General features: G+C 60.5%; 15 protein-coding genes, 1 pseudogene and 1 other annotated feature. Of the genes and pseudogenes, 15 read left to right on the top strand and 1 reads right to left on the bottom strand.

What is annotated here, in order from left to right; translation table 11 throughout:
• Positions 1-94 precede the first annotated feature (94 nt).
• Positions 95-715, top strand: coding sequence for a FlgO family outer membrane protein (locus tag VF684_RS00590; protein WP_021230339.1), 621 nt, complete (start codon positions 95-97; stop codon positions 713-715).
• Positions 716-725: 10 nt separating this feature from the next.
• Positions 726-1,151 carry an LPP20 family lipoprotein gene (locus VF684_RS00585; protein WP_005349622.1) on the top strand — a complete coding sequence of 142 codons (426 nt, stop codon included), beginning with the start codon at positions 726-728 and terminating at the stop codon, positions 1,149-1,151.
• A gap of 77 nt (positions 1,152-1,228) precedes the next feature.
• On the opposite strand, the gene pheA is transcribed toward VF684_RS00585, so the two are convergent.
• Positions 1,229-2,401, bottom strand: coding sequence for a prephenate dehydratase (gene pheA, locus VF684_RS00580; RefSeq protein WP_005343631.1), 1,173 nt, complete (start codon positions 2,399-2,401; stop codon positions 1,229-1,231).
• A 38-nt stretch (positions 2,402-2,439) separates the two neighbouring features.
• Positions 2,440-2,561, bottom strand: a sequence feature (Phe leader region).
• A gap of 170 nt (positions 2,562-2,731) precedes the next feature.
• Here pheA and VF684_RS00575 point away from each other — a divergent pair.
• The 13 genes and pseudogenes from VF684_RS00575 to VF684_RS00515 all read left to right on the top strand — a co-directional run bounded on the left by VF684_RS00575 (position 2,732) and on the right by VF684_RS00515 (position 14,021).
• Positions 2,732-3,343, top strand: coding sequence for an HAD family hydrolase (locus VF684_RS00575; RefSeq protein ID WP_257699513.1), 612 nt, complete (start codon positions 2,732-2,734; stop codon positions 3,341-3,343).
• An 18-nt stretch (positions 3,344-3,361) separates the two neighbouring features.
• Positions 3,362-3,640 (top strand): annotated as a pseudogene (locus tag VF684_RS00570) (DUF6482 family protein).
• A 79-nt stretch (positions 3,641-3,719) separates the two neighbouring features.
• A complete protein-coding gene (locus tag VF684_RS00565) occupies positions 3,720-4,556 on the top strand; it encodes a hypothetical protein (protein ID WP_019445107.1) in 837 nt (278 codons plus the stop codon).
• Between the two features lie 106 nt (positions 4,557-4,662).
• The gene (locus VF684_RS00560) at positions 4,663-5,235 is read left to right on the top strand and encodes a DUF3157 family protein (protein ID WP_043819074.1); all 573 of its coding nucleotides are present in this window, start codon (positions 4,663-4,665) and stop codon (positions 5,233-5,235) included.
• Positions 5,236-5,424: 189 nt separating this feature from the next.
• Positions 5,425-6,066: an outer membrane beta-barrel protein gene (locus tag VF684_RS00555; RefSeq protein ID WP_108611962.1), complete on the top strand. Its 642-nt coding sequence runs from the start codon at positions 5,425-5,427 to the stop codon at positions 6,064-6,066.
• Positions 6,067-6,246: 180 nt separating this feature from the next.
• Positions 6,247-7,194, top strand: a complete 948-nt coding sequence (locus VF684_RS00550; RefSeq protein ID WP_040096502.1) for a YbgA family protein — start codon at positions 6,247-6,249, stop codon at positions 7,192-7,194.
• Between the two features lie 69 nt (positions 7,195-7,263).
• A complete protein-coding gene (locus VF684_RS00545; protein WP_201911520.1) occupies positions 7,264-8,151 on the top strand; it encodes a MerR family transcriptional regulator in 888 nt (295 codons plus the stop codon).
• Complete coding sequence (phrB, locus tag VF684_RS00540) at positions 8,148-9,569, top strand: deoxyribodipyrimidine photo-lyase (protein WP_376898902.1); 1,422 nt, start codon at positions 8,148-8,150, stop codon at positions 9,567-9,569. Before VF684_RS00545 ends, phrB begins: the two co-directional genes overlap by 4 nt.
• A gap of 1 nt (position 9,570) precedes the next feature.
• Positions 9,571-9,999, top strand: a complete 429-nt coding sequence (locus VF684_RS00535; RefSeq protein ID WP_005343652.1) for a nuclear transport factor 2 family protein — start codon at positions 9,571-9,573, stop codon at positions 9,997-9,999.
• Positions 9,996-10,730 (top strand): SDR family NAD(P)-dependent oxidoreductase, encoded by a 735-nt coding sequence (locus tag VF684_RS00530; protein WP_376898900.1) that lies wholly within the window; start codon positions 9,996-9,998, stop codon positions 10,728-10,730. Before VF684_RS00535 ends, VF684_RS00530 begins: the two co-directional genes overlap by 4 nt.
• The gene (locus VF684_RS00525) at positions 10,727-11,986 is read left to right on the top strand and encodes an NAD(P)/FAD-dependent oxidoreductase (RefSeq protein WP_376898898.1); all 1,260 of its coding nucleotides are present in this window, start codon (positions 10,727-10,729) and stop codon (positions 11,984-11,986) included. Before VF684_RS00530 ends, VF684_RS00525 begins: the two co-directional genes overlap by 4 nt.
• Positions 11,983-12,765: a DUF1365 domain-containing protein gene (locus VF684_RS00520; protein ID WP_139433734.1), complete on the top strand. Its 783-nt coding sequence runs from the start codon at positions 11,983-11,985 to the stop codon at positions 12,763-12,765. Before VF684_RS00525 ends, VF684_RS00520 begins: the two co-directional genes overlap by 4 nt.
• The gene (locus VF684_RS00515; protein ID WP_201911516.1) at positions 12,765-14,021 is read left to right on the top strand and encodes an SAM-dependent methyltransferase; all 1,257 of its coding nucleotides are present in this window, start codon (positions 12,765-12,767) and stop codon (positions 14,019-14,021) included. Before VF684_RS00520 ends, VF684_RS00515 begins: the two co-directional genes overlap by 1 nt.
• The last annotated feature ends 2 nt before the right edge of the window (positions 14,022-14,023 follow it).

The raw sequence follows: 14,023 nt of genomic DNA, 5'->3' as shown, positions 1-14,023 counted from the left end.
TCCATTAAAAAGCAAGAATCATGCCTCATTCCCGGCTCAAGCTTTGTCCGGCGCGTCCGATAATAAGTCAGGTGCAGATACAGGAAAGGTATCCATGAACAAACTCATCACGGCGTTGGCGCTTGCCCTGGCATTGACCGGGTGTGGCTCCGACCCTATCAATCGGGATCAGGGTGACCCCCGCCAGGCGGCGCAGGGGATGGAACTCAACTGGCTGGTGGCGCGCATGACCGATCAGCTGATGGAGCGCAAATCGCTGACCACCCTGACCGAGCCTATCGCGGTGGCCTCTTTCGTTGATCTCGACACCCTGCAGGATACCAACTGGATGGGGCAGCAGATTGAGGAGAGCTTTATCTACGAGCTCAACCGTCGCGGCGAGGTGGTGGTGGACTTCAAGCTGACCGGCAGTATCAAGGTGACGCCGCAGGGGGACTTCGTGTTGAGCCGAAACTACAAGGAGCTCTCTTCCCGTTTGCCGATCTCCCGCATTCTGGTCGGCACCTTCAGCCGCAACAGCAAGGGAATTCTGGTCAATGCCCGCGTTATCGACATGCGCACCAAGATGGTGGAGACCACGGCCCAGAGCCTGATCCCGCAAAAATATCTGTTCGGTGCCAACAATTCGTTTGGTCGGGCATCGATCAATCGCGGTTATCTGATGCGTGACAGTCAGGCCCGGTCGGGCGGTCATCTGGTCAATCTGACCCCGTGAGGAGCGAGTCATGAAGATCCTGTTTGGTTGCCTGTTGGCACTCTTGCTCACCGGTTGCAGCTACAACCGGGTGGTGGATTACACCCAGGGTGGCAAGCCCGATGATTTTCCGGTGCTCAAGGCCGTGGGCTATGCGGTGATCGACATCCAGCCCGGTCCCTCCCAGTCGGAGAAGATGCTGCAAGCCATTCGCGCTTCCAAGATGGATGCATATCGCGAGCTGGCCGAGCAGCTCAATGGTCAGCAGGTGCGCGGCCAGAGCAGCTATCGTGACCTGACCCAGACCTCCAACTCGCTGGATGTGTCGGTCGCCGGTGTGGTGCGTGGTGCCCGGGTGGTTGCCTCTTATCCGCGCGGTAACACCTATGCCACCGAGATGGAGCTCGATACCCGTGCCCTCTACAACATCAACCAGCTGATGGCCGGTCAGTTCTGAGTTGATGGGCTTGCCGTGAAAACCGGCATCAAAACAAAAGGCGAGCAGGGTGCTCGCCTTTTGTCGTTGTGGGCTGGTTAGCTCCCCATCAGCACCGGCGGCACTGCGGTGGGTTTCACATCCTCGCTCGGGTAGCAGCCAAGCACCTTGATATAGCGGGTGATCTTGGTCAGCTCCACCAGTGCGGCCTGCATCGCCGGGGTCTGCAGGTTGGCGGAGACATCGAGATAGAACATCTCTTCCCACGGGTTGCCCTGCACCGGACGGGACTCCAGTTTGGTCATGTTGATCTCGTGGCTGCGCAGTACCAGCAACGCCTCGACCAGCGAACCCGGCTTCTGGGAGGTGGACATTATGAGGGTGGTTTTGGCCGGGATCTGCGGTGCCACGTCGATTGGTTTGCGCGCCACCACGATGAAGCGGCTGTAGTTCTCTTTCTGGTTGGCAAGCTGCTCGGCCAGCACATCCAGACCATACAGTTCGCCACCGGCGGCGCTGCCGATGGCGGCGGCCTCCGGGCTGGCCAGTTCTTTCACCTTCATCATGGCACTGGAGGAGGAGTCGCAGATCTCGTGGCGCGCCCCTTCCAATTTGCTCAGATAGTGGGAGCACTGCTGGAACACCTGCGGGTGGGCATAGAAGGTCTTGATGCGGCTCAGCTCGGTCGGCACGGCAGTGAGAATGCAGTGCTCAATGGGGTAGGTCAGCTCGCCGACGATGGAGAGGCTGGTGTGCTGCATCACGTCATAGACTTCGTTGATGGAGCCCGAGCTGGTGTTCTCGATGGGCAGCACGCCAAAGGCGGCGCGGCCTGACTCCACCGCATCCAGCACTTCGCGGAAGTTCTGGCAGTTCACCTCGATCACCTGATCCTTGTAGCGCGCCAGATATTTGCGGGCGGCCAGGCTGGAGTAGGAACCACGCGGCCCCAGATAGGCTACGCTGGTCATCGGCTCCTGCTGCTCCGGGTTGAGCAGGCTCTGCAGATAGGCCTGCTGGGAGAGCACCGAGTCCTCGATGATGGTGTGATAGATGCGGGTGATGTACTGGGCATCCAACCCAAGCACGCGCCCTTTCTGGATCAGGGCGACCAGCAGCTCCTGCTCCCGCTGGTGGTCACGAATGGGGCGCGGGTTGGCTTGCTTGGCACGGGCGACCTCGATGCTGAGGGTCTTGCGTTTCGCCAGCAGGGCAAGCAGCTCCTGATCCAACCGGGTGATGTCTTGTCTGATCTCGTCGAGCGTTGCCATGATTGTTCCCTATCCAAGTAATCGATTGATATTAATGCAAAAAAAAGCCTCCGCTAGGGGAGGCTCGATTCGTCTTTGCTTTCTGTTCACACGACGACAGGCCTTCCCTCAAGCGGGCCGGATAAACGAGAAAGCAAAGAAGAATGGTGCGTGCATAGGTGTGTCCTTGAAGTAACGTCATAACCATTAAGGGATTTGCCGGTCTGATGCAAGTAAAACTTGCCCGTGGGCGGGGATGGGGGCAGGGTATCCGGTTAAGAAAATGGCGTATGAGCGATGTTCTATTGACTCTGTTTTTATGACTGAAACCCAGTGGGGGAGGTAAAGACGATGGCGATTATTTTCGATCTGGGACGGGTGGTGGTGAGCTGGGATCCGGTAGGCATAGTGCGTTCCGTGCGTGGCCCGCAAGGGGCTGAACAGTTGGCCGAGCAGCTCTTTAACCACCCGGATTGGCTGGAGGTAGACAGAGGCACCATGTCGCTCCACACCATGGCCCGGGAAGCGCAAGCGCGCACTGGCCTCTCGGCGGCACAGAATCTGGCCATTTTACAGGCCGTTCCGGCCTCCCTGCAGCCAGATCCCGCTATGCTAACCCTGATAGCCGAGCTGCACGGGGCGGGGCACACCCTGTATGCCCTCTCCAACATGGGTCATGCCAGCATCGACTGGCTGGAACAGCATCAGGATTTCTGGCGCTTCTTTAGCGGCAAGGTGGTCTCGGCGCGGGTGCGGATGATGAAGCCGGAGCCGGATATCTACCGCTATCTGCTGGTGTCGTTCGATCTGAAACCGGCAGAGTGTCTCTTCATCGATGACAGTCCCGCCAATATCGCGGCCGCCGAGGCCCTCGGTATCAGGGGGATCGTCTTTACCGACGCGGCGAGTTGCCGCCAGCAACTGGGTGAGCTGGGCTGTTTGCCCGCCGCCGGCAAGGGGTGATGCCCCTGTAGGAGCACTATGGAGCATGGGCGGTTTCGCAATTGGCTCAGTCACTATCCCGAGGCGACCCTGATCATCGCCTGCAAGGATGGCAGCGGTTATCAGCTCTGTGTTGAGGCAGAAGGAGAGTGCCTCTGCCTGACCGACAGCGAGGGAGGACGCCTGACCTTCACCTCACTGGATCAGGCGTAGGGTTTCTTGCGAGCCCATCGGGTTCACCAAGCAAGATTACGAATTTATGACGCCCAAAATGAAGATTTAGCAGCAGAATCACAGGAAATAATCATCAAGTTTTAATTTTAACCAGACTCTTTAAGGGTCTATTCAGTTTGTTTGCCGCACAATACTGCACCTGTTCATCATCCGGAGCTGTTTAATGGGTGCCAATGTAGTTGTACTGAATCAGGGATATGATCACTCTTTTCAAGCCAGGGAACAGCTGCTGATTGAGCGACTGGCAAGTTTTGACGAGCTGGTTGTCTCTTTTTCGGGACGGTTGGAATCCTGCTACAGCATCGAGCTGTGCCGCGCTGCCGGTGTGAAAATCCACGCAATTACCCTCGATAATCCGACCCGCAGTCGCAGCGAAGTGGCCCGTGCCCGCCGTTATTGCCAGCGTTACGGTATCGATCACTGGGTCATCAAGAGTGACGAGATCGTCTTTTGCGATCGCCTGCCAAATATTGAAGGGCTGATCGACCCGGTTCGCCGCATTGGTGAGTATGTGCAGACTCGTCCGGAATGGGCTCATCTGCCGTTGCTGGTTCCGGCAGCGGTGGAGGAGCGTGATGATTATCTTGCCCAGTTCGGGTCTCTGCCTGCCAACTCAATCTGGTTTTTTGCCGACAACGGATTGATGCGCCGCGATTATCGTTACGGCTTCAACAAGCGTCAGCTCGGTCGTTGGGGCAAGGGGAGCAACGGTTGCCTCAGCAATCGCTTCACCAATCCACGGCAGCTTGAGCAGCGTTATCTGCGAATGGTGGATCAAGCCGAGCAGATGCTGGCCGACATGGGGCTGGACGAGGCACAGGTCTTTTTCCATACCCTGTGCGACTGCTCCACCACCCTGGCCCGGGTGCGTCTGCCCGAGCATCAGCGTGCGCAGGCCTTTGATATGCAATCGGATATTTTGTCCGCCCTCAAGGGGAGCAAGTTCGATCTGGTGACCCTGGATATGGCACAGAAAGAGCGGCACGATCTCGCCATCTAGCCTGCGGGCAAGCGATGCGGGTGCCAGAACGTGAGTGCTGTCATAGGCAAGGGGCGACGGGACTGTTTATACTGTTGCCCTTTCACCCGTTACCGAGCTTCGCCCTATGAAACCCTTCTCCCGTCTGCTGATTGCCCTGTGCCTCTCCCCCGTATTGGCGCAGGCTGCCCCTCTTTCTCAGGTGACGCTGCCCGATGGTCGGCAGGTTCAGCTCAACGACGACTTCACCTGGGAGTATCTGGTGGTCAAACCGGCCGAGTCCGTACAGGGCGTGGCTGCTGATGGGAAGGCTGGGGCCGTGGTGGCCGTCGCGGCCCCGGTGTTGACCGATCAGGCCAAGGCCAATCCGGAACTGCTTGCCCAGATGGCGCGTGACGGTGTGGTGGTCAAGCTGGACAAGATCGAGGGCTCTGACCCGCTGGCGCTGACCTTTATGGTGAGCAATACCGGTACCCGCAATGTAGTCGGGGTGCGTGGCATGGTGACCCTGTTCAGTGCTGACGGGGTGCAGCTGAGCCGTCAGGAGGCCCGCTTCTGGGTTGCCGAGAATCGTCTGCCGGAGACCTATCTGCGCAAGGGGCAAGCCCGTCCGTCGCTGGCACTCGAGATCCCCCGTCCTGCCGGATTGACCGGTCAGCCGCTGGTGCGGGTCGAAATTGACGAGGTGGTCTTCCGCTGATTTGGCGTTGTTCCGGCCCATGCAAACCGTGTGGGCCGGCAATTTGTTGCCGCTGACACCCCCTGCAATATCTGCTTACATCTGACATGGTTCTGCAACAGCTTGTAGCTCGGCAAGCCGGGAACCTGATCGCACAATGACTCCATACCAGCTCGCTAGCAACGGGCCCAATCACATGGAGTTATCATCATGAAAAAAGCAACTGTCTCTCTTCTGGTTCTGGCCGGGTTTGCCTCTACTTCCGTTATGGCGCAGGATGCCTTCAGCTACGCCAAGGGTTCCGCCACCTGGGCGCACACCAAATCCGACTATCTCAGCGGTACCTTCAGCAATGACAGTAAAGGAACCCGTGATTTTGGCGGTCTGAGCCTGGATCTCTCCAAGAGCTTCGGCTCCAATTTCTATGGTCGCGGCAGCACTGAATACACCTCTCGCAGCAACGGCAACGACAGCATGTCGATCTCCAGCATCGGTGTCGGTGTATTTACCCCGCTGAGCACGGGTCTGAACCTCTACGGTGAAACCGGTTTGACCGGCTACATGCTGGAGCGTGAACTTGCCAGCGATATCGCTAACAAAGGGTGGGATGCTGTTGCTCGCAAAGATAGCGGCAGCATGTACGGTGAAGTGGGTCTGCGCTACGACATCGGCAATGTCGAGCTCTCTACCGCTTATCGCTACGCCAACATGACCGACGATATGCACGACTTCAAGGTGGGCGGTGCCTACAAGCTCAACCAGAACTGGGCGCTGACTGCCGATTACACCTATCGCAACTGGGATCTGCAAAAAGGTTCCATCTCCAGCCTGGGTGTGAAGTACAGCTTCTAATCCCCCTTCCCGTAGTCCGTAGTGTCTTGTTTTTTACCCATGGCGTTCGCCATGGGTTTTTTCTTTTTCCGGTGATCCCTTTTTTCTCCTTGTGTCGTATCAGTCGCAAATAGTTATACAACTTTCATTTTTTTGTATAACTGCTATAACTGAATCAATGCTTATACAAGGAGCGTCATCATGTACAAGATTAAAGTCGGTATCAGTGCCTGCCTGCTGGGACAAGAGGTACGTTTCGATGGGGGCCACAAGCGCTCCAGCTTCTGCGAACGGGATCTTGGCGCTCACTTTGACTACCACCCCGTCTGTCCCGAGATGGCTATCGGTCTCGGGGCGCCCCGTGCCGCCATCCGGTTGGTCAAGCGTCACGGCGAGATCCGCGCCGAGGCGAGCAACGGTAGCTTCGATGTCACCGAAAAGCTGATTGCCTTCAGCGAGCAGAAAGCACGCCAGCTCGACTTTATCTCCGGTTACATCCTCTGTGCCAAATCACCCAGCTGTGGTATGGAGCGGGTCAAGGTCTATGGCGCCAACAACGAGGGGAGCGCCAAGGAGGGGATTGGCCTCTTTGCCAAGGCGTTGATGGAGGCCAACCCCCTGCTGCCAGTAGAGGAAGATGGCCGCCTGTGCGACCCCATCCTGCGGGAGAATTTCGTGCTGCGGGTCTTCGCTTACCACGACTGGCAGCAGCTCTGCGCCCGCGGCATTACCGCCTCTGCGCTGATCCGCTTCCACTCCCGCTACAAGTATCTGGTGCTCTCCCATGCCACCACCCACTACCGCATCCTCGGCAAGCTGCTCGGCAATCTGGGCAAGTCCACCAATTTGCAGGAGGTGGCCGACAACTACATCAAGGGATTGATGACGGCGCTGACCCTGCGAGCCAACCGCCGCAGTCACACCAATGTGCTGATGCACCTGCAGGGCTACTTCAAGCGGGTGCTGACCCCGGCCCAGAAGCAGGAGCTTGCCGATACCATCGACAAGTACCGCACCGGCATATTCCCCTTGCTGGTGCCGCTCACCCTGATCCGCCACTACCTGCGCGAGTACCCCAATCCCTATCTCGCCGAGCAGGTTTATCTGAATCCGCACCCCGATACGCTCAAATTGCGTTACGGGCTCTGAATCCGTTCTGTTGCCCCGGCGCATGGTTTGCGCCGGGGAGCCTTACCCCTCTGTTTGATGGACGTTGTCATGTCTGATTTATCGCAAGAAGTTGCTCCTCTCGCTGATGAGGGGATCTATCCCATTCGCGAGGTCTCCCGTCTCACCGGCGTCAACGCCGTGACCCTGCGTGCCTGGCAGCGCCGCTACGGTCTGGTGCAACCGGCCCGCACCGAAAAGGGCCACCGCCTTTACAGCGAGCAGGATATTCGCCAGATCGGCGAGATCCTGAGTTGGTTGGAGCGAGGAGTGAGTATCGGGCAGGTGAAGGGGCTCTTGAGCGAACCCCATTCCGAGCCAGTGAGCGATCACTGGCAGCAAACCCTGGAGCAGTTCAGTCAGGCGCTGCTCGCCTTCAACCAGCGCAAGGCGGAGGCCGAGCTCAACGACCTGCTGGCAAGCTACCCGTTCGAGCTGGTGCGCAGCCGGATACTGCAACCGCTGGTGGAGCGGCTGCTGGGGCTGTGGCGCGAGCGGCCCGATGGCGAGTTGCTGCAACAGGTGTGGCTGGGCTGGCTTCATACCCGCTTCGCCCGCCACCTGATCGAGCAGGAGAAGGGCGTGCCGATCACGCTGGCGAGCTGGGGACAGGTTGGCCCCCTCGATCTGGTCTGGGCCGCCTACGAGCTGATCGGTCAGGGCTATGAGGTGCAACTGCTGGGGGCGGTGGAGCCGCGCCATGCCAGCCTGCTGGAAGGACGTGCAGCCACTCCCTGGCTGGTGCTGCTGGGGGCCGGGCTTGGCAAACAGGAGCTGGCCGCCGGGTGGCCCGTAGGCACGCGCCTGTTTGGTGAGCTGGGGCGCCTCTACGACGATGAGTGGCTTAAAGCACACTGCTGGCAGGCGAGCCTTGCCGAGCTGATGGCGGATGCCCCAGATGCTGCTGGCACAAGCGGACGCGGGAGGAAAAAGTCATGAAACTGGTCTGGTTTCGCAACGATCTGCGCCTTGCCGACAACCCGGCGCTGCGGCATGCCTGCGCCGGTGATGGACCGGTCGCCGCGCTCTTTATCATCTCTCCTACCCAGTGGCGGCAGCACAAAATGGCACCCGTCCGTCAGCGCTTTATGTTGGCGCAGGTCGATGTGCTGGGCCGCGAGCTGGCGGCCCTCGGCATCCCGCTCCATCTGCTGCGAGTGGAGACTTTTGCCGAGGTGCCCGCTGCGCTGGCAAACCTCTGCCGCGAGCAGGGGGTGACCCAGCTCTATGCCAATCAGGCTATCGAGATCGACGAGCAGCGTCGCGATCATGCCGTCAGCGCCGCGCAGGCAGAGCAGGCGGTGGGCTGCCACTGGCTCAACGGCTGTTGCGTATTGCCGCCGGGGCGGGTGCTGACCGGGTCGGGGGAGATGTTCAAGGTCTTCACCCCTTTCAGCCGAGCCTGGCTCAAGGCACTCGATGAGGAGGGGTTTGTCATTCATCGCGCTCCTGCGCCACGGGGCGAGCCACTGCCGTGGCAGCCGCTGGCCGAGCGGGCGTGGGTTGATGAGGCGCTCGGCGAGCTGACGCCTGATCCACGCTGGCCAGTGGGGGAGGCGGAAGCCCAGCGCCGTTTGAACGATTTTCTGGAGCAGGCGGTGCTCGACTATGGCGAGACCCGGGATTTTCCTGCCATCGCGGGCACGTCCGTGATCTCCCCCTATCTGGCGGCGGGCATCATCAGTCCCCGTCAGTGTGTGGCGGCGCTCCAGCAGCGGCTTGGCTATCGGCCCCAGTCCAAGGCCCAGCCCGGCTTTGTCTGGCTCAATGAACTCATCTGGCGCGAGTTCTATCGCCACCTGCTGGTGCTGATCCCGACTCTTTCGATGAATCGCCCTTTCAAGGCGGAGACGGCGGCCTTGCCGTGGAGCTGGGACCCGGATGCCTTCGCCGCTTGGTGCCAGGGGCGCACTGGCTACCCCATCGTCGATGCGGCGATGCGCTGCCTCAACGCCACCGGCTGGATGCACAACCGGCTGCGGATGATAGTGGCGAGCTTTCTCACCAAGGATCTCCACATCCACTGGCGGCTCGGGGAGGATTACTTCATGAGTCGGCTCATCGATGGCGATCTGGCGGCCAACAACGGCGGCTGGCAGTGGGCGGCGGGCACAGGTGCCGATGCGGCGCCCTATTTTCGGGTGTTCAACCCCACCACTCAGGGGCAACGATTTGATCCACAAGGGGAGTTTATCCGTACCTGGGTAACTGAACTGGCCGATATTCCCGCCGCTTATGTGCATCAGCCCCACGACTGGCTGCGACTCAAGGGGCGACAGGATTATCCGGCACCCATGGTGGATCACGCCGTTGCCCGGGTGAGAGCCATCGAGATGTTTCGCTCTCTGGAGAAATAGGATGAACGAGCCGCTGGCCCGCTTTATTGGCCTCTATCAGCAACTGGACAAACAGCAGTTGCACCGCTTGCCCGAGGTCTATGCCGAACAGGTGGTCTTTACCGATCCGGCCCACCGTATCGAGGGGCTGGCTGCCCTTGGCGACTATTTTGCCGCCCTCTATCAGCGCCTCGCCTACTGCCGTTTCGTCATCACCAGTCAGCAGCAACAAGGGCAGCAGGCCTGGCTCGGCTGGACCATGACCTTCTCTCACCCCAGATTGCGTGGTGGTGAGCCGGTGACGGTGGAGGGGGCCACCCGCCTCGAGTTCGACGAGGCGGGCAAGGTGTGCCAGCACCGGGACTATTTTGACCTGGGCGCCATGCTCTACGAGCAGTTGCCGCTGCTCGGGCCCGTGGTGCGCACTATCAAGATGAGGCTTGGCGCATGAGCGGCCGAGTGCTTATTACAGGCGCGACCTCTGGCATAGGTCGTCAACTGGCGCTGGATTACCGGCGGGCAGGCTGGCAGGTGTGGGGTTGTGGCCGCGATGGTGAACGGCTGCAGGCGCTGGGGCTGCACGGTGTCACGCCGCTGCAGTTCGATGCCCGGGATCTGGCCGCTATGAACGGGGTGGCTGCTACGCTGCCATTCCTCGATCTGCTGATCCTCAACGCAGGCAACTGCGAGTACATGGATGTCGGCGATGGGTTTGACAGCGAGCTGTTTGCCCGTGTCATCGATACCAATCTGACCGCTACCGGCCATGCTTTGGCCGCCTTCTTGCCGTTGCTCGGGGCTGGGTCACGGCTGGCCATCGTCAGCTCGTCGGTGAGCTGGCTGCCGCTGCCACGAGCCGAGGCCTATGGCGCCTCAAAGGCGGCCCTCGACTATCTGGCGGATACCTTGCGCCTCGATTTGGCCAGCAAAGGGATCGGGGTGACTCTGATCCGCCCTGGCTTTGTCCAGACGCCGCTGACCGCCAAAAATGATTTTCCCATGCCCTGTCTGGTGACGGTGGAGCAGGCCTCCCGCGCCATCATGGACAGGCTGACCGCCGGTCGTCACCAAATCCACTTTCCCCGCCGTTTCATCTGGCTGCTGCGCCTGCTTGGTGCGCTGCCGGTGGGGCTCTGGCTGCGCCTTGGCCGCGCACTCGTATCGAAAGGAAGCCATTCATGAAGAAAAAGATCGCCATCGCCGGTTCAGGGATCTCGGGGCTCACCGCCGGTTTTCTGCTCCACAAACTCCATGACATCACCCTGTTCGAGGCGGCGCCGACTCTGGGGGGGCATACAGCCACTGTCGATGTGAATCAGGCTGGCCGCAGCTATGCCATCGACACCGGTTTTATCGTCTTCAACGATCGCACCTACCCCAACTTCTTGAAGTTGCTGGCACGGATCGGCATGGCGCGCCAACCGGCCGAGATGAGCTTCTCGGTGAAGAGTCCGGAGGGGCTGGAGTATAACGGCCACAACCTCGACACCCTGTTTGCCCAGCGCAGCAATCTGTTGAGCCCCCGTTTCTACGGTTTTGTTGGCGAGATTTTGCGGTTCAACCGGGAGGCACGGGCCTGGCTGGCAGATGGTCAACATCAGGGTGCTGGCCCCGAGCTGACCCTGGGAGACTTTCTGCTGGCGGGGGAGTTTAGCGACTACTTCGCCCGCCATTACATCTTGCCGATGGGAGCGGCGATTTGGTCATCGACCCTGGCCGATATGCGCGCCTTCCCCCTTGGCTTCTTCCTGCGCTTTTTTGCCAACCACGGCCTGCTGGATGTGGCCAATCGCCCCCAGTGGTATGTGATCCCGGGTGGCTCGCGGGAATATATCGGCCCCCTTACCGCGGGTTGGCAGTCGCAGATCCGCCTCGCCTGTCCGGTGCAGAGCGTGCGGCGGGACGCGGACGGCGTGATGATCCAGAGCTCTTATGGCGAGGAGCGGTTTGACGAGGTGATCTTCGCCTGCCACAGCGATCAGGCGTTGGCGCTGCTGGCGGATCCCGGCGAGCGGGAGCAGGCCATCCTCGGTGACATGCCCTATCAGGCCAACGATGTCTGGCTCCATACCGATGCGCGCTGCCTGCCCACCCGCCGCAAGGCATGGGCCAGCTGGAACTATCAGCTCGATGGCAACGATGAGGCGCGGCCACTGGTGAGCTACAACATGAACATCCTGCAGGGGGTGAACTCGCCGGAGCCCTTCTGTGTCAGCCTCAACCCCAGGGGCAAGGTGGATGAGAGCAAGGTGCTGCGCCGCTTCGTCTATCACCATCCGGTGTTCAATCAGGCCTCTATTGCCGCCCAGCAGCGGCGCGCGGAGATCTGCGGCCAGCAGCACACCCACTTCTGTGGTGCCTACTGGTACAACGGCTTCCATGAGGATGGGGTGCGCAGCGCGCTGGATGTCGCCAGGCGCTTCGGAGCCGAGCTATGAACGGCGCCACCGTGGCCACTGAACATGAGCGTGCCGACGAATTGGCTGGCGTCACCAGCGCCATCTGGCAAGGCTCGGTGCGCCACCGCCGTTTTGCACCACGGGCTCACACCTTCTCCTACAGCCTCTTTATGCTGGGACTGGATCTCGACGAGCTGCCGCAGCTCGATCAGGGGCGCTGGTTCGGTGTGGAGCGCTCGGGGCTGCTCTCGTTTCACCGCCATGACTATCTCAAGGGGAGTGAGGGAAGCCTCAAGCAGGCGGTGTGGCAGAAGGTGAGCGAGCTGGGTGGCGATGCCGAGCCCGAGGGGCGGGTACTGCTGCTCGGCAACGTGCGCTGTTTGGGATTCTACTTCAGCCCGGTCAACTTCTACTTCTGCTACCGGCAGGGCGAGGCGCGCTATCTGCTGGCAGAGGTGTCGAACACTCCCTGGAACGAGCGTCACTACTACCTGCTGGATCTGGCAGCGCTGGCACCCCATGACAAGGATTTTCACGTCTCCCCCTTTATGGGGCTGGCGATGCGTTATCACTGGCGGATCAGGCCGCCTGCGCAGGAGACACTGATCCATATCGAGAGTCATCCCGTATCCGGTGAAGCCAAGCTGTTTGACGCCACCCTGGCGCTCACGCGCGAACCCTTGTCACGCAAGGGGCTGGTGGCCCTGCTGGCCCGCTGGCCATGGATGACCATGAAGGTGCTGCTCGGGATCTACTGGCAGGCCCTGCGTCTTTTTATCAAACGAACCCCGATTTTTACCCATCCGGAGAGCCGCTAATGGAACTTGTGCAATCAACCCTCTCTGCCTCTTTCATCGACAAAGGGGCAAGACAACTGCTGCTCAATCTGCTGGGTCGCCTCGAACATGGCCAGCTGCTGCTGCGGGATGGCGGTGAGCGCCACAGCTTTGGCGTCGCTGGCACCGATCTGCATGCCGAACTGGTGGTGCAGGATCCTGCCTTCTATCGTCGCCTGTTGCTGGGGGGCAGCATTGCCGCTGGGGAAACCTGGGTAGAGGGGCTCTGGACCAGCCCGGATCCGGTGGCGCTGGTGCGGCTGCTGGCCCGCAATCTGGCCCTGCTCGACTCCCTCGAGCGGCGCCTCGGCTGGCTCAGTTTCCCGTTCAACAAGGTGCGCCACTGGCTCAACCGCAATACTCTGACCGGTTCGCGCTCCAACATCGCCGCCCACTACGATCTCGGCAATACCCTCTATCAGGGGTTTCTCGACAGCCATATGCAGTACTCGAGCGCCATCTATCCGAGCACCGAGGCCACCCTCGAAGAGGGGCAGCAGGCCAAGCTGCGCACCATCTGCGAGCGGCTCGAGTTAGGGCCTGACGATCATCTGCTGGAGATCGGCACCGGCTGGGGCGGCCTTGCTGTCTATGCCGCCCGCCACTATGGCTGCCGGGTGACCACCACGACTATCTCCCGGGCCCAACATGACTATGCCAAGGAGTGGATTGCGCGGGAGGGGCTGGGGGATCGCATCACCTTGCTGCTGGAGGATTACCGCAAGCTGGAGGGGACCTATGACAAGCTGGTCTCCATCGAGATGATCGAGGCGGTGGGCCACGCCTTCCTGCCCGACTATTTCCGCCAGTTGTCACGGCTGCTCAAGCCTGGTGGTCGCCTGCTCATCCAGGCCATCACCATCGCCGATCAGCGCCATGCCCAGTATCTGCGCGGTGTTGATTTCATCCAGCGCTACATCTTCCCCGGTGGCTGCCTGCCGAGTGTCTCCCAGATGGCGGGGTTGCTGGCGCGGGAGACCGACATGCAGCTGGTGCGGTTGCACGATCACGGCCATCACTATGCCCGCACCCTAGCTCACTGGTGCGAGCGCTTTCTGGCGTTGGCGCCCGAGCTGCCCAAGCTCGGTTACAGCCAGGATTTCATCCGGCTGTGGCACTTCTACTTCGCCTATTGCGAGGGGGGATTCTGGGAGCGCACCATCAGTCTGGTGCAGTTGGAGGCCGCCAAGCCGGGGCCCGCTGGCTGGTCGGGTGATGTGCCAGTAAGCGGTCACTGATC

The organism is Aeromonas sp. Lyrl_2, assembly GCF_051948815.1.
GTDB classification, from domain to species: Bacteria; Pseudomonadota; Gammaproteobacteria; order Enterobacterales; family Aeromonadaceae; genus Aeromonas; species Aeromonas veronii.
The sequence above is the reverse complement of the archived record's forward strand: the minus strand, read 5'-3'. Positions and strand labels throughout refer to the sequence as shown.

Excerpts from the sequence above, each read along its gene's own strand:
- VF684_RS00590 (WP_021230339.1), top strand. The coding sequence starts at position 95 with ATGAACAAACTCATCACGGCGTTGGCGCTTGCCCTGGCATTGACCGGG.
- VF684_RS00585 (WP_005349622.1), top strand. The coding sequence starts at position 726 with ATGAAGATCCTGTTTGGTTGCCTGTTGGCACTCTTGCTCACCGGTTGC.
- pheA (WP_005343631.1), bottom strand. The coding sequence starts at position 2,401 with ATGGCAACGCTCGACGAGATCAGACAAGACATCACCCGGTTGGATCAG.
- VF684_RS00575 (WP_257699513.1), top strand. The coding sequence starts at position 2,732 with ATGGCGATTATTTTCGATCTGGGACGGGTGGTGGTGAGCTGGGATCCG.
- VF684_RS00565 (WP_019445107.1), top strand. The coding sequence starts at position 3,720 with ATGGGTGCCAATGTAGTTGTACTGAATCAGGGATATGATCACTCTTTT.
- VF684_RS00560 (WP_043819074.1), top strand. The coding sequence starts at position 4,663 with ATGAAACCCTTCTCCCGTCTGCTGATTGCCCTGTGCCTCTCCCCCGTA.
- VF684_RS00555 (WP_108611962.1), top strand. The coding sequence starts at position 5,425 with ATGAAAAAAGCAACTGTCTCTCTTCTGGTTCTGGCCGGGTTTGCCTCT.
- VF684_RS00550 (WP_040096502.1), top strand. The coding sequence starts at position 6,247 with ATGTACAAGATTAAAGTCGGTATCAGTGCCTGCCTGCTGGGACAAGAG.
- VF684_RS00545 (WP_201911520.1), top strand. The coding sequence starts at position 7,264 with ATGTCTGATTTATCGCAAGAAGTTGCTCCTCTCGCTGATGAGGGGATC.
- phrB (WP_376898902.1), top strand. The coding sequence starts at position 8,148 with ATGAAACTGGTCTGGTTTCGCAACGATCTGCGCCTTGCCGACAACCCG.
- VF684_RS00535 (WP_005343652.1), top strand. The coding sequence starts at position 9,571 with ATGAACGAGCCGCTGGCCCGCTTTATTGGCCTCTATCAGCAACTGGAC.
- VF684_RS00530 (WP_376898900.1), top strand. The coding sequence starts at position 9,996 with ATGAGCGGCCGAGTGCTTATTACAGGCGCGACCTCTGGCATAGGTCGT.
- VF684_RS00525 (WP_376898898.1), top strand. The coding sequence starts at position 10,727 with ATGAAGAAAAAGATCGCCATCGCCGGTTCAGGGATCTCGGGGCTCACC.
- VF684_RS00520 (WP_139433734.1), top strand. The coding sequence starts at position 11,983 with ATGAACGGCGCCACCGTGGCCACTGAACATGAGCGTGCCGACGAATTG.
- VF684_RS00515 (WP_201911516.1), top strand. The coding sequence starts at position 12,765 with ATGGAACTTGTGCAATCAACCCTCTCTGCCTCTTTCATCGACAAAGGG.